Source organism: Holosporales bacterium, assembly GCA_031263535.1.
Lineage (GTDB): Bacteria > Pseudomonadota > Alphaproteobacteria > UBA3830 > JAIRWN01 > JAIRWN01.
The window spans coordinates 1-22198 of the sequence record JAISFO010000017.1 but is presented as its reverse complement, the minus strand read 5'-3'; the positions used below and the strand labels follow the sequence as shown (position 1 = coordinate 22198).

Below are 22198 nucleotides of genomic sequence, written 5' to 3'. Positions count from 1 at the left end.
ATGGATTTAACGAACATAAAAGATAAGGTAACGGTCAAGGTTCAGCCGCTTTTAGATCTTAAGGACTATGCTGTCGTTTGTTATGAGGTGCTGAGCAGCTTTATTTCAAATACAGAAATTGCTGGATTCCTTGTCGACAACAACAAATATTACCTGAATTCGGCCGAGATTTTAGATAGGGTTTTGTCGAAGTGCAAGATTTCTTCTGGCAAGAAACTGGCGGTCAATATCAACGAAAATGAAATTATGAATCCTTCCTTGATTAAAAGCATAACAACCGTCTGCGCAAAGTATAATTTTCCGCTGAAAGACATTGTTGTAGAAATAAGCGAAGAGTTCTCAGCCAACTCAATGCTAGGCGTAGAGTCTATTTTAAATAATCTTAACGCCAGCGGTATAACATTGGCCCTGGATGATTATGGCGCGGGCAAAAAGATTCCTGAACAGACGCTTAAGCATTTTCCATTTTCGATTATTAAGTTTGACAGGTTATTTTTGTCTAATACCAGCGATGAAGCGACGGTCGCAAATGTTCTGTCAGAACACATACAGATCGCTCGCGCATTAAATTGTAAAACTGTTATTGAGGGTATAGAGAATACCAATGATCTTAAAGCAGCTTTAGATGTTGGGTTCGATATGGGTCAAGGCTATTTTTTAGGCCTGCCCAGGGATATAGAGGAAATCAATACTAACGGTGAAATATTGTAAAACCGATACGATTGATCTTTTATTCAGTCGCGGCTATTATAAGGCCTGATCTTCATAATTTAAGCTTATATTAGGATTTGTTCATGCAACAGATACAGGAATGTGATTTTGATACAATGGTACTCAAGTCCAATACTCCGGTTATTGTGGATTTTGCCGCTGAGTGGTGCCCCCCATGCAGAAGCATGATTCCACTGCTGAACGAGCTGTCGACCGAGCTTGCCGGCCAAGTCGAATTTGTAAAAATTAACATAGATGAATCTCCGGCTATTGCCGATAAATATGGGGTGATGAGCATCCCTACATTGATGCTTTTCAGTAATGGAGATAAAGTCAGCGCCTTAGTCGGCGGACACTCAAAAACAAAAGTATCCGAATGGATTAGTTCGGAAATTAAAGCTTAGCGCTGCAGTCCTGATGGGACCTTTTTATATACCAATCAACAGTTTTACCTATCCCCTCTTCAAAAGAGGTTTTGGGCGTCCATTTGGTATGAGTGCGCAGCTTTGATGAATCGGTCGCATAGCGCAGATCGTGACCGGGTCTGTCCTTTACGTGTGTTATAAGAGACTCGTAATCGAATCCGTCATCGAGTTTTTGGCCCAGTAATCTGCAAATTTGCCTTATAACATCCAAATTGTTTCGTTCGCAGTCTGCCCCGATGCAGTAGGATTCTCCTGCTTTTCCATTATCTATAAGGGTTAACAAAGCGTCTATATGATCTTCTACGTAAAGCCAATCCCTTACTTGCATACCGTTGCCATAAATCGGGATTGGTTGCTTTTTAAGCGCGTTTGAGATGGCCAAAGGAATAAGTTTCTCTGGAAACTGGTATGGACCATAGTTGTTAGACGCATTTACTGTAATTGTTCTTAGGCCATACGTATTACGATAACTTCTAACCAGGAAATCAGAGGCAGCTTTCGACGCTGCATAAGGTGAATTTGGCCTGTATGGGCTCTCTTCGCTAAATCGCCCCGTTCCTGGAATACTGCCAAAAACCTCATCGGTTGATATATGCAAGAACAGCGGTCTGCGGTCACTTTTGCTGCAATTTAGTACGACATCTAACATAACCTGCGTACCAAGAACGTTGGTGCGTACAAACTGATCTGCGCATTCGATGGACCTGTCAACATGGGTTTCTGCCGCCATGTGGACGATAATTTCAGGCTGAGCCTTGCTTAATATGCTTAAAATCGCCGAACGATTGCAGATGTCTTCTTGAAAAAAGCGATAGCTGGGGGGGGGGGGATTGGTACAATCGCGAAGGTTATCCAGATTGCCAGCATATGTTAATTTGTCAATATTGGCAATCTTATGGCCTTGGCGTAGCGCACGACGCACAAAGGCCGATCCTATAAATCCAGCCCCACCGGTAATGAGAATGTTCACAATTTAATGTTTCTTAAAAGTTTAACGGTCTCTTCTATACCCTTTTTGAGGCTGCCAGTAAACTCAAATCCCGTGTTTTTGAATTTGTTGACTGAGACTTCATAGGACAGCTGATTCATGATTTTGTGATCTACGTATTCTACGGTCAATTTCGGAACAAAGCTTTGAATGGTTTCTACTACCTCGCGTACCGTATGATTTTCGGTGACAATATTGTATACAGATCCGTCGAACAAATTTGCTTTAATTATGTGTGTAATGGCCCCACAAGCGTCTCCTAGAGCCAGATATGGGCGTTTCTGATCCATAGCAGTACGCCAAACGGTAATTGGTTGACCCATTACGCCTTGCCAACAGAACTTATTGACGGCAGTATGAAAGCGCATACCCACCGACTTACCGTATATGGTTCCAAACCTGCAAATACAGGTCTTAAGACCTTTGGCAACAAGATTCTTTATTAACGTCTCTTCTGCAATCTTGCTTTCTGCATAAGGGCTTTGCGGGCAAAGTTCGGCGCAAGTCTCGTCGACCAAATTGCTTTGCGAGCCGTACACGCTTGTTGAAGATGGAAATATCATTGGAATACCGTGCTTGAGACAAGCACTCGCTACAGCCGCAGTTCCACCAAGGTTGTTGTCGCGTACTAACTCTGGCTTATCGGCAGTCCCAGCCGCATCGGTTATAGCGGCAAGATGTACAAGGCAATCCGCTCCTGGTAAAACTCTGTCCCAATCGGCTTTTCTGACGTCTTCTTGTATGAATTCGTACCGCCCCTCAGTGGGTAATTTAAACAAACTGCAGTACCTCTGGGTAGAGAGGTTATCTATCATCAAAACCTCAGGCCGGTTAAAAAAAATCGGCGCCTGCCTAACCAGCTCTGACCCTATATGCCCCAATGCGCCCGTGACAATGATTTTCAAGACTTAACTCCTGTTTAGACATAGGCTTAGCGCATTATCGTTCATAATCTAGGAGCGTGTAAAGATAGGCGTTCATTTAATCAAGTAAAAAGAACTAGATTTTTGATTTACCGATGCTCAAACAGACAATGCCTGAAATGATACTTAACTACCGGATCCGTTACACATTTTTCCAGTCTCTATCTGATTTTCTGAAATATGTTCACAATATGTCTCCTGTTGCCCTGAACACTAAAAACTCGTCATAATCTCTTATATAATCCTCCGCACAATACAACATATCCGTCAGTACTAACAAAATTGTATCAGGTTCGTAATACTGCTCAGCCCAGATGGTCGGTGGAACAAATAACCCTTCAGAACCTTTGTTAAGTATTGTGCTCGATTTGCTTCTGCCGTCATCGCACATGACAATGCAAGTCCCAGCAAGAGCTATCATCAGTTGGGCGCATTCTTTATGCGCGTGACTTCCTCTGCCCGTTGCCTCTTTAGCCTTTATAACAAACGCCCGTTTTATATCAAACGGCACGCCATTGAATTGCTCGTATACAAATAACTCACCAGGCACCCGCTCAAAACGCGGAAAGGTTATTACGCTAATGTCTGAGAGGTTATGCATTTTTAGAAAACAGAGCTTGATAGTAATGTGACCACGGAAAAGTGGGGCCAGCTTTTTCTACAAACCAGCCTTTTCCTGGCGAAAATTCCACAAGAAACTTTTTTCTATGTTTTTCCAATTCTAAAGGGCAGAATATATTTAGCTGATCAGTGAGTAGCCCGCTTCTCAGCGCTAAATCGCAATCTTTAGATCGTATAAAACCACACAGTTTCGGAGCAAATTTTCCAACTGTATTCTTGCAATAAAAATATCTTGAAAAATCATCAATATATTTTAAATAGGCTTTAACTGCACTATGAGACATTTCTTGCATAGAATCTATATTTATGGTCAGTTCAGCCCTGCGCTTCATAAAGTTGTTTATACTAACAAAGTCGATTTTTTTAAAATCCTTTTGCATAACCGTGTCATTTAAGTAACTTCTAGATAAGTCGAGCGTTTGATCAAGATCTACGATTGTGTACTTTTCGATATTTGGAAATAACGATAAGATCGTATGGCAGGTTCTTCCATATCCCGCTCCGATTTCTAATATAGAATTTATAGATGTAAGATGGTCGTTTAAAAATAATACCTCTTCCAGCGCCATTAAATAATCTAAATCCAGCCACATATTGCTATAAAAAATGGAAGCCCCCCCCCCCTGTCTCTTATTGCAAATCTGACTTAGCTTTAACAGATCGTTTTCTTTAAAACTATTGGCCATCCAGAAAATTAGCATTTTCAAAAACATAGTACCGTGTGTTTTTGGGTTGTACTGGGCAATTCTAAGATTGGCAGCATTACCTAACTTAAAATCATGAGGGATGTTTTTAAATGCTTTGCTTTTTAAAATGGAATTCCACAACGGAGAATCGGCGATTTTTTTCATTATATAACAGACCTAATGTCTTCAAAAATAGTATCAGGGATCTCCATTCCGATTTTATCCTTCAACACATCATTGGTCACATGTAAAACCTCTGGCTGCACATCGAAGGCTCCGTAATTAACATTTGCTTGATCAATATGAAGACAATTCTTAATGAAATTAATTATTGTTTCCAGGTCATGGAGAAACGACGAGCTCATATTAAAGATCATATCTGCATTGCAACACTGAATCATCTTCACAAACGCCTTGCTTAAATATTTGACATGAGCATATGGTCTGGCAAATTTGCGCGTTGCCAAATCTAGAGTAAGTCCATTTTTTACATAATAGATAATTTTAGAAATCAATTTTTCCTTGGGCTCATATTCACCGAAAAAATACCCGATCCTTGGCCAAATAATCGCGGTCTTATAGCCACAATCAGATTTCATTTGCCTAATTGTTTTATGCAAAGACGCTTTGCACTTACCATATACAGAGCTTGGATTTACTGGAGTTTTGGCTTCGTTCAATACTCCGCCTGCCCAATCGTACTCAGACAGTGTTCCTGCCCCAATAAAAACATTGCCACCATTTTCACAAAAAAGCTTAAACAGATCTAAAGAAACTTGTAGCCATTTAAAATTTTCATTGGAGTTCCAAAAGTCGCCAGGAACGACGTACCAAGCCAAGTGTATCAGATGGGTCGGTTTGAATGTCTCAATTAAATCTCTAGTTCTTTTGACATCAAAAAGATCGCACTTTTCAAATCTAAATCTTTCATCTGTTATACTAAACGATTGTTGATTAATCGTGCATAGCGCGCAAAAATCCAAAGTGCTATTAGCTAATTCTGAAATCAGGTTTCTTCCAAAAAAGCCAGAAGCTCCGGTTATCATTATCCTAAGCATTGCGTTTAAATACTAAGTTAGAGGATCTGTCCAAACGATAAGCTTCCGGTAACGCGAAGTTGGGCAGAATCTTATCTTGATTAAGAATAGTCGCGATAAACTTACTAATAAATATCAAGCTCATCCCTAACTCTGATAGAAATTCTTTGAATTGCGTAATGTTTATAAAAAGGTGCGGACACTTCTTTCCAAAATATACCTGCGCGCTGACAAATGTTGGTATATCGCCAGCTAAAAGATCAGAGAACACAAAGTATTTTGGCTTGAACCTCTTGTTTAGTTCAACAAGCAACTCTTGCCACTTCTCTACATATTGAAGCGAGCTTCCCATATGAACGATGTCTGTATCACCTTTAATTGCGTTTAATTCTGTAACGAAGCTCAAATTCTTAAATTGCTTCATGCAACCACAGGTTGTATTAATCAGTTTTTCATTATCCAAGATGGTATATTCCACCAGCTTCTCTGCACTTGGTACCTTTGTTATAAGATCAAGGTATTGCAATCCCATGCCACCGCCAAAATCCAAGATTTTTAACTTACTGCCCCCCCCCCCCTTCTCTCTGTGCGCCAATCAGCATGGCAACGATCAAAGATAATGGATAATCTTTTGAGTATGCCAGGCCAGATTTGTAATCATCCAATGCCGATTGGAGTTTTTCCTTTTGTCTATTGATCCAATGATCGCTTGCGAAAATATCGCTATCTCCATCCACTTCGGCAAAACTGCTGTAAACGCCTTCCCAAACACTGAAAATTTCTTGCGTCATAAATCTTTCAAAGCTTCTGTTATACGCGTCGCATCTACTTCCGGATAAATAGGTAGTGACATAATTTCCTCAACAATCTTTTCTGTTATCTTCAGAGGAACTGGGGCGTAAACTTTCCCTTTCATTCCTGGGTGCATATGCGCTGGGCAGCTATAGTGAATGCCTGCGTCTATATCAACCTTGGCTAAATCAGACATGACCTGTTGCCTATCGCTTACTCTCGCTACGTATAAGTGATAAACGTGCGTACTATCCGGCCTAACAGCAGGCAGCAACCAACCTTTATTTGCCAATTTATCATCGTACAGACTGGCTGCCTTACGTCTTTTGTCGTTATCCTGATCAAGGTATCTTAATTTTACCCTTAGTATAGCTGCTTGAAGTTCGTCCAGTCTTGAGACTGTTCCTGGCTCTTGGCTGACACGATTCTCATCCCAGCCGTACTGTCGCAAGCGCCTGATGCGTTCAGAGACGCTGTGGTTATTAGTGATGACGGCACCGCCATCGCCTATAGCACCCAGATTTTTGGTAGGATAGAAGCTAAAACAACCTGCATCTCCTATAGTACCCACCTTCCGTCCCTTATAAAGAGCGCCGTGCGCTTGAGCGCAGTCTTCTATAACGCGCAAACAATGTTTACTGGCTATTTGCATTATAGCGTCCATATCGCAAGGTTGCCCGTAGAGATGTACAGGCATTATAGCCTTAGTTTTTTTGGTAATGGCTGGCTCTATCAGGTTTGGATCAAGCGTATAGTATTTTTCTTCTACATCCACTAGGGCTGGCACAGCTCCAACTGCGACTATAGCCGAAACCGTAGCCACGGCAGTGTGTGATACGGTAATTACCTCATCCTCAGCCCCAATATTGAGCGCCTTCATCGCCAGTATCAGCGCGTCAGTACCACTGCCAACCCCAACGCAATATTTTGCGCCGTTATAAGCGGCAAATTCTTCGTCAAAAACAGCAACTTCCGGTCCAAGAATGTACGGCCCATTATCTAAAACGCGTCTTACAGATTCTAGTATCTCTTGCCTATAGCTATGAAACTGTGCGATTGGATTGCCGCATAGGATTTTGGTCATTTTGTTAGGGATTTTATTTCCGCTTCTGTCAAAATCTTTACTTCTGGCACAAAGGTTATCCACTTATAGCCACCCCCCCCCCCCGCAGCGGACTCTTTAGTTAAAATCTCTTTAGCGTGATTCCAGCCAAACAGCACTACATAATCCGGACTATCTTTTTTGAAGTATTCATAGGGTTTTATTGGAATATGCACGCCAGGGCTGAATTTATTCTGCTTGATAGGCGTTGTATCGCAAATATACTCGATTAGTTTTGGCTCAATGCCACAGTAGTTTAATACGGTCGTGCTTTTAGACGTTGCTGCGTAACCAACAACACGTTTACCTTTGTTTTTAAGACCGGTCAGCAGATTCAAAAAATCCCTTTTGTGCTGCTCACAGGCATTCCTAAAAGAAACAAATGTTTCTATGCTGTCCAGCTTTAGATGTCTTTCCGCCTGTTGCTGATGATTAACAGATTCTTCTATGGGACGTTTTCCTTTACGACAAAGGTAATACCTCATCGACCCGCCATGGGTAATCTGAGGTGAGACCCTGAAAACCTCCAATCCATGATTAGCGAAAATATTAGACACGGACTGCAAAGCGAATAGATACACATGCTCGTCATATATCTGATCGTATGAGGTCTTTTGGATCATATCCCCAAGGTAAGGGTCTTCAAACACAAAAACGCCGTCATCTTTCAGCAATATCTCAACCCCATCGCCTACAGAATGCAAATCAGGAATGTGACACATTACATTGGCCGCAGATATCAGGTCGGCCTTGCCATATTCTTCCGTTATTTCAAGCGCGACGTCTTTGCTGAAAAACTTTGTAATAGTATTTACGCCATTTTTCCTGGCCGCTTCCGCAACGTTGGCCGATGGCTCAATTCCCAAATGCTTTATGCCAATATTCGCAAAATGCTTAAGCATAACGCCGTCGTTGCTGCCAAGCTCTATCACAAAGGCATTAGCTCTGTTGAGGTTAAAATCGTTTAGGTATGATCTGGCCATTTGGCCGAAATGATCAATCATCGCCTGAGACGTGCTTGAAAAGAAGGCATAATGATCATGAAACATCATTTCTGGTCGCGGTTGCTGAACAAGTTGGAAAGTTTTACATTTTTCGCAAAAAGCAGTCTTTAGATCGAAAAAGTACTCGTCTTTGAACTGGCATTCATCTAAAAAACCATTCGCAATCGGCATGCTTCCGAAGTCTACTACTTGGGTTGTTGAGCTGTTACAGATTCTGCATGTCATATAGCTTCCAGAAGGCAAAGTGTTCTTGTTCCGTTATTAATATCCTGGGTTTTTAATATTTTAAAGTATTTCTGCACAGCGCTTTTGAAATTCTCCCAAGTATAATCTTGAAATACATCATCTCTATTCCTCAACAGCACCTTAACCATCGGATCTTCCTTAGACACCCACTCAAGCACGCCAGACGATGCTAGCGAACTTAACAACCGAACGAAGTAGTCAAGAGGCACATTGCTCGCTATGCATATGTGATGTACCAGCGCTAATGCCAAAAAGCCATCCTGTTTTCCCAGACGTTCATATATCGACTTTCTTTCAGTTAAAGCCCAGCCACAGGAAGGCGATGGATTCATAAGGTCAAGAACTACCGGGATAACCGTGGGACAAGCCCGTTTAAACACTACGTCTATACAATCGCTATCTACATCACAGGCAAACACTTTAGTAAGGTTAGGAGAAGGGCTGCACGAATAGTGCCCAGTATTGCACCCAAGATCAATTAGCGACTTTATTCCATTACTAAGAAACGCTGACACAAAATCTTCTTTCGCTTTTGTGTCCACGTCCTTATAGGAATTACAATCATCATATCCTAACCAAACAGAATACTTGGCTTTAGATCGTAGACCTAAGACCACTTTCTTTAAGGATTTGATAAAGCTTATAAGCCCTAATTTGGGCATTTGGAAACGGTCTTTAATTTGGCTGGAGTTAACTGACTTGCTGTTTTCAAAAAGACTTCGAAGAAAAATATGTCTGAAGATGCCAGATTTAAAAATTGACCGCATCGGCATCATTTTTGCAGTTAGCTTACCGCTAATTCCCTTAAGCGATCCTCTGAAAAATGATTGAAAATCCAAGCCCAAGTTACTTTTGATCATCAGAGGGCATAAAAACTCTTCACAGAACTGGCCATATCCATACCATGTCTGACCATCGCGATAATAACCGATGGACAAAACATCAAAAAAGCACATCTTGCCGTTGTGAATAGTTACATTCCACGCAGAGCCGTCTTTGAGTATAAATCCATTTCCCAGGCATTTTTGCATAAGGTCCAATGTTAGCAGCGCAGCATCCTTTAGCATCTCAAAAGACCATTCATGCGGATATATGATTGGGTTTATTCGCTCATGTCTTAAGATATATTCTGAATTTAGGCATTTAAGTAGGCTGGGGGGGGGGGTATCTAAAGATGTAGGGCAAACCGCCCCGCTTTCAATAAAAGCCTTGAACCAAGGTGATGAGAGCAAAAGTTTCATTCTCTCAGCTGCAGCTTGGCTTAATGTTCTGTATACCTGACCGTCTTGGCAGCAGACAACCCTACCCTCTGGATCGCGAAATGAACCTGGATCGAAAGATGATTCGGAAGCAGGGCCTATTGTCGATACTGTTTTATGATGCGCCATATTGAAAATAGTCGAAACCTAAAAAGTCGGTCACGGCATAATTTATTCATTTCTGTTCTTTTTGAAGAGGTTTTTATGCCAATATAGTTTTACGAGTACCGCGATTCCGCCCGATCCACTCAAAATAATCTGAAGCAACATGCTTCCCGTACCACCGTCCAGATAAGCGTGAGAGTATTGAGGAAGTAGGAGAAATGCGAGAAATAGCAAGCTAATCATTTAGCCTCCAAGTCAGACTTTTCATAAACCCTATGTACTCTATAGGCATTGATCTGTTTATCAAGATATAGATAAATCGATCGATCTGGTAATAAATCTGGCCTCTCTTCGCTTAGAGTTGCAAACAGCACACGAAACACATTAACCAAGGAAAAACTTCCGCTGAAGTAATCGTATATATCAAAGTCAACGCGGTAATTACGTAAATGCTCTGGAACATAGACAGCGCTAAATATGCCAAGTCTATACCTAGCTTCTCGATTAGAACAAGAAGTCAATTTTTCTGGTTGTTTTGTAAGCAAATTCATGTCAGCAGTAGTGTGATCTCCACAATAAACAATCCCATGATCAGCTTGGATAATTATCACAGCATTATTGTCCTTCTCTATTATAGATTTTGCGCATTTAATCAAAGATATATTTAGACTCTTTATGGAACTCTTGTATCTGGCTTCACTCAGAGGGGCTGGGAAAACTAAAACCATCCCGCCTTTATTTTCACCAGATTCATCCCAAATAGCGTCATGTGCCTGTAATATATGAGCGAAAATAAACTTAGGTTGTCTTTCGTAAAAATCTAAAGCCTTAATTATTTTATCTACCTCTACATAAGTATTGTATTTAAATAATATGACACGTAATGGCGTAGAATGCCATATTGTGCAAAAAAGCTCACCCGAAGAAACTTTGATAAATTTATCTACACTTCCCAGCATAGCTTCAGCAAAATGATTAGCATAATATACGATTTTATAACCGTTATCTCTAAAGATCTTGCATACTAAGCCGCCATAGCTAAACACCACTTGGATTTGTTTTAAAAAAACAACTTGGCCAGTATCAATATTAGATAATCTGTGATAGTTCATATTCAAAGTTGCAGATAACGACGGTACCGTGGATTCATAATTCGACCAAGCGGTTCTGCTGACGGCGAAGCCTAGATCATCCAGCTGTTTCAGGAAAGGCTCATTATCAAATCCACACACCTCCTTAAGCGTATCTTGTCGAGCGTACATGTCGACTAGGATGTAATAAATATTCGGCTTATGCTTAAAAACGTACTTATGTTTGTTTTGTTGAGCTTTATCGCTTTCGCTTAGAATCTGCCTTGATTCTTGAACACTGTAGTAAATATCATATACATTATGAACCAAAGAGAATAAGGCAAAGATCACAGTCGCGGACGCCAGTATTTTCGAAACTTTAACTACATTCTCATACTCCGAAATCACCAGAGATATAGCTAATGCTGCTAAGTAAAATGCCAGCCATATGTAAGTAGCTTTTAGCCCCCATTTGCTTAGATCTCCGATTACATCTTCCACAATCGGCGCATACAAGAAAAAGCCAGCAACGGCGATTAACAAAGGCAATATGAAAAATTCAACAGGCTTCTTAGTGATTTTGGTTGCCAGATAAACGCCTGATACACAAATCGTGCAGAGTATAGCTATAATAATGCCAAGATCTGTCCAGACGCCTAATAGATCAAATCGCAACCCGCCAACATTATTGGCAAGAAAATTAACAACCGGCCATAGAGCAATCAGAATTATGTAGAACATTAAAACCTCATTAACGATAGGAATTCTAAGATGATCTCCTGTGCTTTGGCAATAGACTGTTCGCGTGAAAGATCTGTTGTATCAAGCGTAACGTAATCATCGCTGCAGATAAGCGGGGCGGTTGGGCGGTTTTTATCCCTTTCGTCACGTTCAGTAATTTCCTTTAGCGCCTGGTCAAATGAGTTAATTTTGTTGGCCGTTTGATATCTTTTCGCGCGCGCCTCAACAGAAGCGGTAACATATATTTTGCAAACAGCATCAGGGAAAACAACGCTGCCTATATCTCTACCGTCGAGTATGGCCACAGCCGAGTCTTTTGTAATATTAGCAACTAATCGGTGCTGAAGGTCAAGTAATCCGGCCCTTATGCCGGGTATAACCGCAGTTTTAGACGAGGCATCGCTAACTTCGCCAGTGCGGATTAAAGCTCTTTGCTCTTCATCAGAAATAGATAGCATCCGTTCAGCCGTTTTTAGAACTTCCCCCTGCGAAATCAGAGCGAGAGCGGCTTGTTCAATAGAATTATCAATTTCATTGATGCTATGCCCTTGTTTTATCAGTAAATAGGCAAGAGATCTGTACAGAACGCCTGTATCTAAGTGAACGAATCTTTTAATTGACTTTATAGCGACAGAGCCTCGAGAACATATGGCTTGGTTTAGAAACTCTGTAACGCCAGAAGCAATCGTTCCCTTGCCGCTGTTGGCTGGACCGTCGATGGCGATTACAGGTGATTTATTTTGCATAGCGTATGACGAATATCGAGGCATTTTAAATTAAAACTTTGCAATTTCCATGCCTTTAAGACTTTTTCAAACAAATCGATGAAATTTGTCTGCCACAGTTGTTAAATTTCTTGCTCAGGCTGTTTCTACGATAGCTGAAAAAGTTTTGATCAGCGAAGGTATCAATGTTGATTACATCTATATTGACGACACCAGCGCTGATAAGCCTGCTTTTGGCGTATGCAACCAGATCGAAATGGTGCGCACCATCTTCACCTGCTTTAAAAAATTTTTGATTATTTTTATCGGCATTAAGCAACAGATCCAGCATATCTGACCCAACTGGATAAGACTCTTTATGTATACAAGGACCAATCGCGGCGTTTATACCCTTGCCGCCCAAGCTTTTGATAGCGGCAACAGTAGACTCAATCACGCCGCCGAAGGCTCCGCGCCATCCAGTGTGTGCCGCCCCTATAATCTGATTCTCGCAGTCGCAAAACAAAATCGGCGCACAATCTGCCGTTAATATGCCTATGCCGACTTCTGGCACTGCAGTGACCAAAGCATCAGCATTATATAATTTGCCGCCTCCGCCAATGCAGAATTTGGGCCAATTTGCCTCATTCAAAACCAGCACTTCCCTGCCATGCACTTGGTTAAGAACAGCAATCGCACCAGGCTTTAGACTGAGGTGTTTACACGCTATATCAAGGTTTTGCCGAACATGTTCGGCTTTATCCCCAACGCCAAAACTGCAGTTCAGCGACCAGTATCCTTCAAGGCTAACTCCGCCGTTGCGTGTAAAAAAGCCGTGGCTAACTTTCAAAGCCTTGGACTGCAGGTACGTCATTCAAGCACCATAGGTCGCTTTCTGGATAAACCCAGAATCATCCCCATGCATATACTGAGGGATATCATCGACGAGCCTCCATAAGAAATAAACGGCAAAGTCATACCCTTGGTCGGAATCAGGTGTAAGCAGGAAGACACATTTACAACCACTTGCAGAGAGAAATACACAATTAAACCAAACAGTGCGAATGAGATAAAAGCATCTTTGCTTTTTAGTGATGCCAAAAAAACCCTTAAAGCAATGACTGCATAAATGGCGATTATTAAAATGCATACCAGTGCGCCAAATTCCTCTCCTATAACAGAAAAGGCAAAGTCGGCATGCGCATCGGGCAAATGTCCCTTGATTACGCCTTCCCCTGGACCAATGCCAAACCACCCGCCGTTTTGGAAAGCCTCCAGCGAACGGTTAATTTGATAGCAATCACCGGCGGCTGGGTCTATAAACCTGTCGATGCGGCTTGCTACATATGGGAAAAGCAAATATGCCGCATAAACCCCTAGAAGGCCTGTGCTGCATACAAGCGCAATTATCACAAAGGAGATTCCGGTCAAAAACAGCTGCCCAAACCAAATCGCCGACAGAACAAATATCATCCCCATATCCGGCTGCAAAATTAGCAAAAAGGTCAGCAAGACATAAAATCCAAAGGAAATCCATTTGCCCGGAAATTCGCTGTTCAAGCTTTGCTCCGAAAACATCCATGCAGAGACAACGGCAAATGTTGGTTTAACAAACTCTGAGGGCTGTATAACAAGCAGGCCCAACTTTATCCAGCGCCTTGCACCTTTAATCTCCGTTCCGAAAAATGGAGTTAGGATCATAAGTATCGCACTTAAAAGGAAAAACAGCACGGCCAATCGGCGTGTTGCTTTTACCTCAAGCAAAGATACCGCCACCATCACGGCTACGCTGAGCGCAGCATAAAGCAAATGCCGTTTGACGAAATAAAATTGAGGCAGTCCAATTTTAACAGCCACCATCGGAGTAGAAGCAAAGCTGAACAAAACCCCGGCTGTCAGAATGATTAAGGTCAGAAACAAGCTCCACCGGTCGACCGTCCACCACCAAACCCCGATTAAGCTTCTGTCAGCGCGCGTAAATCTGGTTGCCATTACGACCTCTCTATCCGACAGAATGCTTGGCGCACCAGGCCTTTACTAAGCTGATAAAAGCGTCCCCTCTGTGTTCGAACCCGTCAAATTGATCAAAGCTTGCGCATGCTGGAGCCAAGACAACGGAAATGTTTTGAGATTTCGAGTCGTTGTAATCGAGGTACGCCGCCTCTAAAGCTTGCTTGGTCGCGGCTTCTAATGTGCCGCAGATTTCGCTTTCTACTGATTCTTGCTGCAGAAATTTATATATAAGATCTGCCGCGTCGCCGATAAGGAATGCTTTTTTTACATTCTTAAGATGGCTTCCTTTAAGTTCAGAAAAATCAGGCCCTTTGGCCAGGCCTCCGGCTATCCAGTAAATACTGCCGCCTTGCATCAGTGCCTTCACGCAAGCATCCAAATTTGTGGCTTTACTGTCATTGATAATCTTAAACGGCATTGACGTGTCAACCAATTCCTGACGATGACGCAGCGGTTTAAATGACCCAAGCGCTGACGAAAAGTCGGCAGCATTTACACCTTTGGCACAACATACAGCATAAGCAGCGGCAATATTTTGGCGATTATGCTGTCCATAAAGCGCCCCCGTATTTTGGCTGTTAAGGACAATAATACGTTTGCCTTCAACGTTATCTATCAAATTTTCGTCGTCCCAACCGATACCTTTTTCAGGGACAAAACAGCCGGAAATTGGAATCAGCTTTTCATATTTCGGAAACGCGCCGTATATCTCGCGACAGCAGGGGTCATCTTGGCCAATTACGCCATATCCACCAAAGCTTAGGTTTTGAAGAATCTTTTGCTTAGCATTGGCATAGCCGATCATATTACTGTGCCGAGCCAAATGATCCTGAGTTATGTTCAGCAGCACCGAAACCTTAAAATCAAACGCCTCCATAATTTCAAGTTGATAAGAAGATAGTTCCAGCACATAAGATTCTCCACCTGAAAGAACGGGCTGGCTTAAAGCCGAAGTGCCGATATTCCCCCCGACAACCGCCTTATTGCCTTTGCCTGAGTTAAAAATATGTGCAATCAGTGAGACTGTCGTGGATTTTCCGTTAGTACCAGTAACGCCTATACAATCTGTCCTGGGCGGCCTGTTATACATGAACAAGTCAATGTCGCACACAACTGGGATCATGTGCCTGCGTGCGTAAGCCATGGCAGGGTGCGGCTTTGGCCAAAATATATCAATTCCAGGACTTACAATCAGCAGGTCGATTTCCCGCAGGTTCAGGTCGTTACAATCGACGTAAGTTACGCCTTCTATTGGTACGCGATTGTTGGCGTTATCGTCCCATGCAAATACGATTGATTCAGCCGCCAGAAGGGAATTCAGCGCTCCATGGCCACTTGTGCCAAGCCCCAGAACGTATACAATTTTCCCTCGACAACTATTCGCCGTAATCATCTTATCTTCAGCGTCAGTAAGCTACACAGGATAAATACCACAGAAACAATCCAAAACCTGATCACTATTTTCGGCTCTTGCCATCCTTTTTTCTCAAAATGGTGATGTATTGGCGCCATAAGGAAAACACGCTTGCCCCTAAGTTTGAAAGAGGCTACCTGGATTATTACCGATAAGGTCTCAACAACGAACAGCCCACCCGCAATGGCCAGCACAATCTCATTTTTAGTGATAGTGGAAATACTGCCAAGCGCCCCGCCAATTGCCAAAGCGCCTGTATCGCCCATAAAAATCTCTGCCGGCGGAGCGTTAAACCACAAAAAGCCAACGCTGGCGCCTACCAGCGCTCCACAAAAAATCGCCAGTTCTCCGGCGCCTGGCACATAATATATCTGCAAATACTTCGCAAAAACCGCATGTCCAGCAAGATAAGCCATTATGCCCAGGCATCCAGTCACCATTATCGTAGGCCCAATGGCAAGCCCGTCCAGCCCATCGGTCAGGTTTACCGCATTTGAAGCGCCAACAACTATAAAAACCGCCAGCAACGCATACCACCATCCAAGGTCTAAGCAGGCGTTCTTTAAGAACGGAAACATAAGCTTCATGGAAAATTCGCTAGGGGCAAGAATCTGCAAGCTTGCAAAAAACACCAAAGCAACCAAAACCTGCAGCCAAAATTTATAGCGTCCCGGCAATCCTTTTGAGTGATAACGCATAATCTTAAGGTAATCGTCAGAAAAGCCAATTAGCCCACAGCCAAGCGTGACAAAAAGCACCATCCAGATAAATACATTCTTCAAATCTGACCAGAGTATCGTTCCAACTAAGCAGGCCAGCAGGATAATGGCCCCGCCCATAGTTGGCGTACCGCTTTTAGTTTTATGAGAAGCCGGCCCGTCATCGCGTATTGGCTGCTTTGCCCTTCCTGATTTAAGCTTTTTTATTATGATGGGGGCGATGATTAATGCTATGACCAATGAGGTCACAAAAGCCGCCGCCGTGCGGAAGGTGATATACCTAAGCACATTAAGGACGGAAAGCTCTTTAATATAAGGAATGGCGACGTTATATATCATACCTGTAAGCTCAGGAGTTGCTCAACAATCTTACCCCCGCCCATGCTGTTAGAGCCTTTTACCATTACAATATCTTCGTCCTTTATGTATCCTTCGAACGAAAACTCGGCCGTCATCTGCTCACAACTAGGAAACCATTCACCGCGTTTGTCGGTTGGGACCAACTTATGCAGATTATGCATCAACTCTCCACAAGTAAAAACCTTGTCTATTCGATACTTATCGATAACGGGCAACAGCCTTAGATGTAAAGCCACATCCTGCTCACCTAGCTCTTTCATATCAGCAATCACAGCAATGCGTCGCCCTTGACCAGACGAAGTCCCACCAAGACTACGCAATGCGGCCGCCATAGATTCAGGGTTGGCGTTATAGCTTTCGTCTATAAGTAAAAACTCAGCGCCTTTACTGGTTTTTATTTTGTATTTCGCGCCTCTGCCTACGGTTGGTTTAAAACCAAAAAAATCGCTCGCCGCCTTTTCAACATCGCCTCCGGCTAAATGAACCATGGCCAATACAGCTAAAGAATTATGAATCCAATGCTCGCCAAGTGTGTCAAGTCTGTATTCAACCTTCCGCCCAAAAACCGATGCGTTGACTGATAACGAGTCTTTTTCTGTTTTAACTCCTATTAACCTGGAATCTGCATAATCGGCTTCGCCAAACGAGAAAACATCCCGTATGCCGCTTGCTTTGGCGGTGTCCGCAAGGAATTTAAAAAACGGATTATCGCCGGGAAGCAAAGCTGTTCCAGGGCCATTAAAGTGCTTAAAAAGCTCAGATTTTGCTTGGGCAATATTCATAAGCGAATCAAAACGTCCGATATGAGCCTCGCAAATCGAAGATATGCAGGAAATATCCGGCATAATAAGCTCGCCTAAAGATGTAAGCTCGCCAGGATTATTCATCCCAGCCTCAATCACCGCAAAGCGACAGTCTCGCGGCATATTTGCAAGAGTTAACGGAACCCCATACTGGTTGTTAAAGCTTTTTGGTGAGGCGTGGCATTTCGACTGAAGCCCAAGAAGGTAAGCCAGCATATTCTTGATTGTAGTTTTTCCTACACTGCCGGTTATTGCGATTACTTTTCCCTGAAATCTGGCTCGGGCAGCTTTCGACAAAGCAACTAAGGCAGCATAAGTATCATCAACGACAAAGCGACAACCTCTTTCGCACGCAAAATCACGGCCTACAACAGCCGCACAAGCGCCGTTATCAAATGCTTGATCGACAAAGTTATGACCGTCGTTGTTATGCCCTTTTATCGCAAAGAACAGCCAGGATTTACTTACAAATCTGCTGTCTATCGATACGCTAAGCGCACCTGGAAACACGTCGCGGTCTTCACATGACGGTGCGCCCAGTACCTCAGCAAGCTCACTTGCCGTCCAAAGAATATCTTCAGAAGACGTCATTTCTCGCAGTATCGGGCGACGAATTCGTTTAGCAGTTGAACTCCATAGCCAGTTGCCCCTTTGCAGGATAGTTCGGTCTCTTGCTCAAGGAAGGCAACTCCAGCGATGTCCATATGTGCCCAGGCTGTTTTGCCTACAAAGCGCTGCAGAAAATGCGCCGCTGTACTGCTGCCTGCTCGGCCTTTAGCGGCAATGTTCTTTACGTCGGCCACGTCTGAATCGATTTGCCTGTCGAATTCCTCTGACAAAGGCATACGCCACAGCTTTTCGCCAACGTGATCCCCAGCCTCCATCAGCTCCTTGGCAAGCGATTCATTATTACAGAAAAGCCCAGCAAACTCATGCCCTAAGGCAACCTGTATCGCGCCGGTCAAGGTCGCCAGATCAACAATGGCTTTTGGCTTAAAGCGATCGAAGGCATACCACAGCGCATCGGCCAGCACCAATCTGCCCTCGGCGTCAGTATCTAAAACTTCCACCGTCTGCCCAGACATGGTCTTTACAATGTCGCCTGGGCGCTGAGCTTGTCCTGACGGCATGTTTTCGGCCAAAGCCATTACGCCAACTACATTCGCTGAAGCCTTACGTATTGCTAAAGCGCGCATTAAGCCCAAAACTGCCGCAGCGCCAGACATATCGCTTTTCATCTGGTCCATATTATGCGACGGCTTTATCGATATGCCGCCGCTGTCGAATGTTACCCCTTTACCGACAAAGGCTGTCCAGGAAGCGTTTTTTTTCGCCCCTTCCCATCTGGCAATGACCATTTTGGGCTCATTAACGCTTCCTTGGCTGACCCCAAGCAAAGCATTCATGCCAAGCTTAGCCATATCGGCTTTAGACAACACTTCAATCTTAACCCCCAAAGAAGCCAATTCTTTCGCGTGTTTTGCAAAGGTCTCTGGACAAATAACGTTGGCAGGCTCGTTTATCAGCGTGCGTGTATCTATGATGCTTGCGTATAAAGGCGCTAACTTGGCGTCATAAACAGCCTTAACCTCTTTGTAAGATGCGGATATCACCTCAAGCATTGAATTCTTACATGACCAAACGTCTGGCTTTTTCGTTTTATATTTATCGAATGCCCATGATTTCAGCTCAAACCCCAAGGCCAAATTCGCAAGCAAATCTTCTTTCAGCTCTTGGTCCGAGAATAAGCTGGCTTTTTCAAACTTCAATTTACTCATAATCGAGGACACAGTCCCGCCAAGCTTCTGAGCATCTTTAACAGACGAGGTTTTATCAGTGCCGACAAGCACTACTGTCGAGTAATCCCCGTTTGGACAAATAATCGATACATACTCGCCAAGCTTACCTTTAAACCATTTGTTTTTTGACAGCGCCTTGGTTAGCAAGCCATTAAGCTTCTTATCCAAGCTCGCTGCAAAATCGCTGGAAAATTTTGAAGATTTTAAGCAAATAAACAAATTATCTGCTTTATGATTTTTTATTCCGTCAAAACTTACACTCATATAATCATTACTCCCTTGCTTTTTGGTTTAAGCTGTGTTTGCATTATGTGGCTTTAAGGATATTGCGTCAATCTTTTAGATCGCGGAGAAGCTTATATGGCAAAGGCTAATTCTATTACAATTAAGATGCTGAGCACGGCGGATACTGGTTTTTTCTACGTCAAAAAGAAAAATCCTCGCACAAAAACTGATAAGCTTGAAATGCGGAAGTACGACCCACGCGCCCGCAAGCACGTTGTATTTCGCGAAACCAAAATAAAGTAATCGGTACTGCATTGGCAGCTGTTGATATTGTTTATCATCGATAGTACTATGACGGCTCAATCCGAGGTTATCAGGGGCTAGGACATGAATGATTTGATTAAATTTGAACAAAGTCAGATAGAGCGGTTGGTCGCTAAGCGTCCAATGCCAGAGTTTACCCCTGGGGATACGCTTCGCGTTATGGTCCGGGTTGCTGAAGGCGATAAAGAGCGACGTCAAGCGTACGAAGGCGTATGTATCGCCAGAAGAAGACGTGGCATAGGCTCTACCTTTACGGTAAGAAAGGTTTCAAACGGCGAAGGGGTAGAAAGGCTGTTCATGCTGTATTCTCCTAACATTGAGATTCAGGTTATTCGTAAAGGCAGCGTCAGGCGGGCTAAGCTTTATTATCTGCGTGACAGAACGGGTAAAGCCGCGCGTATCAAAGAAAAAAATCTATATGACCGCGCCGTAATGCCATCTTCTTCACCAATCGTGGAAGAACCGGTTGTTAGCGCTTAGGGTTTATATATTATCACTGTGTGCTGTGCTGCTGTGCTGTAGCAGTGAATATTGCTCGGCTGCGGATGAGCCTTATGCCCATGAGTACGAGCTTGCGCTGCTTAGGGCGACAAGAAGGTATAATATTCCGCCGAATCTGCTTAAGGCTATAAGTTTGGTTGAGTCTGGTCGCTATCGCAGAAGTATTGGCAGGGCTGAGGCTTATCCTTGGACGATCTGCGTCAACGGTCGAGGAAGTTTTTTTACAGATAAACTTGCGGCAGTCACAAAAATTCAGCAACTGAAGAATCAGGATCAGCGCAACATCGATGTAGGGGTAATGCAGATCAACCTTAGGCTTTACGGACGGCATTTTGCTTCTGTAAGCGAAATGATTGATCCGGCAAAGAATGTTGACTTTGCTGCCAGGATGCTCAAAAGACTATACAACAAAACTAAATCATGGCGAGGTGCGGTCGCCCTATATCACTCGCGTAACAAAAAATACAATATTCCCTATACAAACAAGGTATTTATGGCGCTAGATCAAATGAAAATAAATGCCGTATTAGCCAAAAAACCGGCTCGCGTGATTTTATCATCCACGCAGGATAGCAACGACTCTCGTGCTGGCGACAATTCACGGCTCCCTTCAGGTAAGCAAATTTAGTTGCGGCTTAAGCCTGTCAGATCCTATGCTTGGGTTTTATATTGGTTGGCCATGGCTCATGCATGTCCATCAAGTATAAAGTAGGGGTGTTGCAGTGCACGCTTAGCTCCAGTCCACCAGAAAACACAAACTTTATTATGTCGCAGCCAAAGTCTATTGCCAACAGCGATAATACGGCTGAATAGTGAGCGCGATCTACTTTGCGATTGGTTTTAAGCTTATTAACATTTGAAACATATATCCCGCAATGAGACCTAAAGTAGGGGGTAGCTTTGCTGGACGGCATCATTTCCCAGCAAAACCTGTTAACCAGCATATGCAGATTATCATTTTTGTGTTTAACGAACATAAGTTTAAGCAAAGAATCCTGCAGCAAGGCCGATACAGCAGATACTCCTTCGCCGCACACCGCTTTTGCTTTCATAACCTACACCATTCGCATATGCAGCAATTTTACTATAATTCGGTTCATAATAGATTAAATTTGGATAGGATCTGTAGCTTTAAGCCGAATAATAGTCTTCGTTTAGGGAAGGCTTAAATTACAGATTTGATAAAACATAATTGCAAAACAAATTTTTATTTAGACAATACCTTTGACTTTACATTAAGCAGTAGCGCTCTTTATAGGAAAAGTTCAGCTCTAAGGATTAGCAATAAAAGTAACCACGCAGGTTACCGAGCCTTGCGTTAGCAAGCCCAAGCTGAGAGAGGCTTAAGTACTATTCAATTGGTCGTGAAAGAATAACCCGGAAGCAAGAGATCAACAGTAAGCTAGGGTTAAAATTCTAAAGTTTTTCGTATAATTTTCTAATTTTTATTTGCCTTGATTAGAATTAGTGTTGTAATCTTTCTTCAGATATTTCGCTATGGAATGGTCATGATAGGCGCAAGGCGTGCGGGAATTAGAGAGGTTGGGGGGGGGGGGGGGGGGGGGGGGGGGGGGGGGGGGGGGGGGGGGGGGGGGGGGGGGGGGGGGGGGGGGGGGGGGGGGGGGG

Annotated in this window: 24 protein-coding genes and 1 pseudogene; 6 read left to right on the top strand and 19 right to left on the bottom strand. The window is 43.2% G+C overall.

Features of this window, described 5'->3' with window-relative positions; all coding sequences use genetic code 11:
• Together LBL30_01505 and trxA are read left to right on the top strand one after the other, a co-directional pair.
• Positions 1–711 (top strand): EAL domain-containing protein, encoded by a 711-nt coding sequence (locus LBL30_01505; protein ID MDR1031783.1) that lies wholly within the window; start codon positions 1–3, stop codon positions 709–711.
• A gap of 83 nt (positions 712–794) precedes the next feature.
• On the top strand, positions 795–1115 hold the full coding sequence (trxA, locus tag LBL30_01500; protein ID MDR1031782.1) for a thioredoxin: 321 nt from the start codon (positions 795–797) through the stop codon (positions 1113–1115).
• Here the strand turns inward: trxA and rfbB are convergent.
• From rfbB to LBL30_01410, 18 genes are all read right to left on the bottom strand, one after another.
• Entirely contained in the window at positions 1105–2106 is a 1002-nt protein-coding gene (rfbB, locus tag LBL30_01495) for a dTDP-glucose 4,6-dehydratase (protein MDR1031781.1), read from the bottom strand. The genes trxA and rfbB overlap by 11 nt on opposite strands.
• Positions 2103–3029 (bottom strand): SDR family oxidoreductase, encoded by a 927-nt coding sequence (locus tag LBL30_01490; protein ID MDR1031780.1) that lies wholly within the window; start codon positions 3027–3029, stop codon positions 2103–2105. Before LBL30_01490 ends, rfbB begins: the two co-directional genes overlap by 4 nt.
• A 202-nt stretch (positions 3030–3231) precedes the next feature.
• On the bottom strand, positions 3232–3648 hold the full coding sequence (locus LBL30_01485) for an FdtA/QdtA family cupin domain-containing protein (protein MDR1031779.1): 417 nt from the start codon (positions 3646–3648) through the stop codon (positions 3232–3234).
• Positions 3641–4519, bottom strand: a complete 879-nt coding sequence (locus LBL30_01480; protein ID MDR1031778.1) for a putative sugar O-methyltransferase — start codon at positions 4517–4519, stop codon at positions 3641–3643. The genes LBL30_01485 and LBL30_01480 overlap by 8 nt, the downstream gene beginning before the upstream one ends.
• Positions 4519–5412, bottom strand: coding sequence for an NAD-dependent epimerase/dehydratase family protein (locus LBL30_01475; GenBank protein ID MDR1031777.1), 894 nt, complete (start codon positions 5410–5412; stop codon positions 4519–4521). Before LBL30_01475 ends, LBL30_01480 begins: the two co-directional genes overlap by 1 nt.
• Positions 5405–5986 carry a methyltransferase, TIGR04325 family gene (locus tag LBL30_01470; GenBank protein ID MDR1031776.1) on the bottom strand — a complete coding sequence of 194 codons (582 nt, stop codon included), beginning with the start codon at positions 5984–5986 and terminating at the stop codon, positions 5405–5407. Before LBL30_01470 ends, LBL30_01475 begins: the two co-directional genes overlap by 8 nt.
• A complete protein-coding gene (locus tag LBL30_01465) occupies positions 5952–6182 on the bottom strand; it encodes a hypothetical protein (protein MDR1031775.1) in 231 nt (76 codons plus the stop codon). The genes LBL30_01470 and LBL30_01465 overlap by 35 nt, the downstream gene beginning before the upstream one ends.
• Positions 6179–7330: a DegT/DnrJ/EryC1/StrS family aminotransferase gene (locus LBL30_01460; GenBank protein ID MDR1031774.1), complete on the bottom strand. Its 1152-nt coding sequence runs from the start codon at positions 7328–7330 to the stop codon at positions 6179–6181. The genes LBL30_01465 and LBL30_01460 overlap by 4 nt, the downstream gene beginning before the upstream one ends.
• Entirely contained in the window at positions 7264–8514 is a 1251-nt protein-coding gene (locus tag LBL30_01455) for a class I SAM-dependent methyltransferase (protein MDR1031773.1), read from the bottom strand. Before LBL30_01455 ends, LBL30_01460 begins: the two co-directional genes overlap by 67 nt.
• Complete coding sequence (locus LBL30_01450) at positions 8511–9923, bottom strand: hypothetical protein (GenBank protein MDR1031772.1); 1413 nt, start codon at positions 9921–9923, stop codon at positions 8511–8513. Before LBL30_01450 ends, LBL30_01455 begins: the two co-directional genes overlap by 4 nt.
• Before the next feature lie 215 nt (positions 9924–10138).
• Positions 10139–11710, bottom strand: a complete 1572-nt coding sequence (locus tag LBL30_01445) for a hypothetical protein (protein MDR1031771.1) — start codon at positions 11708–11710, stop codon at positions 10139–10141.
• Complete coding sequence (locus tag LBL30_01440) at positions 11710–12456, bottom strand: (d)CMP kinase (protein MDR1031770.1); 747 nt, start codon at positions 12454–12456, stop codon at positions 11710–11712. The genes LBL30_01445 and LBL30_01440 overlap by 1 nt, the downstream gene beginning before the upstream one ends.
• A 55-nt stretch (positions 12457–12511) precedes the next feature.
• The gene (pgeF, locus tag LBL30_01435) at positions 12512–13288 is read right to left on the bottom strand and encodes a peptidoglycan editing factor PgeF (protein MDR1031769.1); all 777 of its coding nucleotides are present in this window, start codon (positions 13286–13288) and stop codon (positions 12512–12514) included.
• Positions 13285–14406 carry a putative lipid II flippase FtsW gene (locus LBL30_01430; protein ID MDR1031768.1) on the bottom strand — a complete coding sequence of 374 codons (1122 nt, stop codon included), beginning with the start codon at positions 14404–14406 and terminating at the stop codon, positions 13285–13287. The genes pgeF and LBL30_01430 overlap by 4 nt, the downstream gene beginning before the upstream one ends.
• A 10-nt stretch (positions 14407–14416) precedes the next feature.
• Entirely contained in the window at positions 14417–15820 is a 1404-nt protein-coding gene (gene murD, locus LBL30_01425) for a UDP-N-acetylmuramoyl-L-alanine--D-glutamate ligase (protein ID MDR1031767.1), read from the bottom strand.
• On the bottom strand, positions 15817–16899 hold the full coding sequence (gene mraY / locus LBL30_01420; protein MDR1031766.1) for a phospho-N-acetylmuramoyl-pentapeptide-transferase: 1083 nt from the start codon (positions 16897–16899) through the stop codon (positions 15817–15819). Before mraY ends, murD begins: the two co-directional genes overlap by 4 nt.
• On the bottom strand, positions 16896–18314 hold the full coding sequence (gene murF, locus LBL30_01415) for a UDP-N-acetylmuramoyl-tripeptide--D-alanyl-D-alanine ligase (protein ID MDR1031765.1): 1419 nt from the start codon (positions 18312–18314) through the stop codon (positions 16896–16898). The genes mraY and murF overlap by 4 nt, the downstream gene beginning before the upstream one ends.
• Positions 18311–19786: a leucyl aminopeptidase gene (locus LBL30_01410; GenBank protein MDR1031764.1), complete on the bottom strand. Its 1476-nt coding sequence runs from the start codon at positions 19784–19786 to the stop codon at positions 18311–18313. The genes murF and LBL30_01410 overlap by 4 nt, the downstream gene beginning before the upstream one ends.
• Positions 19787–19882: 96 nt before the next feature.
• Between LBL30_01410 and rpmG the strand changes: the two genes are divergently transcribed.
• From rpmG to LBL30_01395, 3 genes are all read left to right on the top strand, one after another.
• Positions 19883–20050, top strand: a complete 168-nt coding sequence (rpmG, locus tag LBL30_01405; GenBank protein MDR1031763.1) for a 50S ribosomal protein L33 — start codon at positions 19883–19885, stop codon at positions 20048–20050.
• 84 nt (positions 20051–20134) lie between these two features.
• Complete coding sequence (gene rplS / locus LBL30_01400; GenBank protein MDR1031762.1) at positions 20135–20551, top strand: 50S ribosomal protein L19; 417 nt, start codon at positions 20135–20137, stop codon at positions 20549–20551.
• A 25-nt stretch (positions 20552–20576) separates the two neighbouring features.
• Positions 20577–21200, top strand: coding sequence for a lytic transglycosylase domain-containing protein (locus LBL30_01395; protein MDR1031761.1), 624 nt, complete (start codon positions 20577–20579; stop codon positions 21198–21200).
• Between the two features lie 16 nt (positions 21201–21216).
• Here LBL30_01395 and LBL30_01390 read toward each other — a convergent pair whose 3' ends face one another.
• Complete coding sequence (locus LBL30_01390; protein ID MDR1031760.1) at positions 21217–21624, bottom strand: DUF2948 family protein; 408 nt, start codon at positions 21622–21624, stop codon at positions 21217–21219.
• Between the two features lie 489 nt (positions 21625–22113).
• Between LBL30_01390 and LBL30_01385 the strand changes: the two are divergent.
• Positions 22114–22198: pseudogene (locus LBL30_01385) on the top strand (bacteriocin microcin).

Coding starts and splice junctions, on each gene's coding strand:
- LBL30_01505 (MDR1031783.1), top strand. CDS start 1: ATGGATTTAACGAACATAAAAGATAAGGTAACGGTCAAGGTTCAGCCG.
- trxA (MDR1031782.1), top strand. CDS start 795: ATGCAACAGATACAGGAATGTGATTTTGATACAATGGTACTCAAGTCC.
- LBL30_01485 (MDR1031779.1), bottom strand. CDS start 3,648: ATGCATAACCTCTCAGACATTAGCGTAATAACCTTTCCGCGTTTTGAG.
- LBL30_01480 (MDR1031778.1), bottom strand. CDS start 4,519: ATGAAAAAAATCGCCGATTCTCCGTTGTGGAATTCCATTTTAAAAAGC.
- LBL30_01475 (MDR1031777.1), bottom strand. CDS start 5,412: ATGCTTAGGATAATGATAACCGGAGCTTCTGGCTTTTTTGGAAGAAAC.
- LBL30_01465 (MDR1031775.1), bottom strand. CDS start 6,182: ATGACGCAAGAAATTTTCAGTGTTTGGGAAGGCGTTTACAGCAGTTTT.
- LBL30_01455 (MDR1031773.1), bottom strand. CDS start 8,514: ATGACATGCAGAATCTGTAACAGCTCAACAACCCAAGTAGTAGACTTC.
- LBL30_01450 (MDR1031772.1), bottom strand. CDS start 9,923: ATGGCGCATCATAAAACAGTATCGACAATAGGCCCTGCTTCCGAATCA.
- LBL30_01445 (MDR1031771.1), bottom strand. CDS start 11,710: ATGTTCTACATAATTCTGATTGCTCTATGGCCGGTTGTTAATTTTCTT.
- LBL30_01440 (MDR1031770.1), bottom strand. CDS start 12,456: ATGCAAAATAAATCACCTGTAATCGCCATCGACGGTCCAGCCAACAGC.
- pgeF (MDR1031769.1), bottom strand. CDS start 13,288: ATGACGTACCTGCAGTCCAAGGCTTTGAAAGTTAGCCACGGCTTTTTT.
- LBL30_01430 (MDR1031768.1), bottom strand. CDS start 14,406: ATGGCAACCAGATTTACGCGCGCTGACAGAAGCTTAATCGGGGTTTGG.
- murD (MDR1031767.1), bottom strand. CDS start 15,820: ATGATTACGGCGAATAGTTGTCGAGGGAAAATTGTATACGTTCTGGGG.
- mraY (MDR1031766.1), bottom strand. CDS start 16,899: ATGATATATAACGTCGCCATTCCTTATATTAAAGAGCTTTCCGTCCTT.
- murF (MDR1031765.1), bottom strand. CDS start 18,314: ATGACGTCTTCTGAAGATATTCTTTGGACGGCAAGTGAGCTTGCTGAG.
- LBL30_01410 (MDR1031764.1), bottom strand. CDS start 19,786: ATGAGTGTAAGTTTTGACGGAATAAAAAATCATAAAGCAGATAATTTG.
- rpmG (MDR1031763.1), top strand. CDS start 19,883: ATGGCAAAGGCTAATTCTATTACAATTAAGATGCTGAGCACGGCGGAT.
- rplS (MDR1031762.1), top strand. CDS start 20,135: ATGAATGATTTGATTAAATTTGAACAAAGTCAGATAGAGCGGTTGGTC.
- LBL30_01390 (MDR1031760.1), bottom strand. CDS start 21,624: ATGAAAGCAAAAGCGGTGTGCGGCGAAGGAGTATCTGCTGTATCGGCC.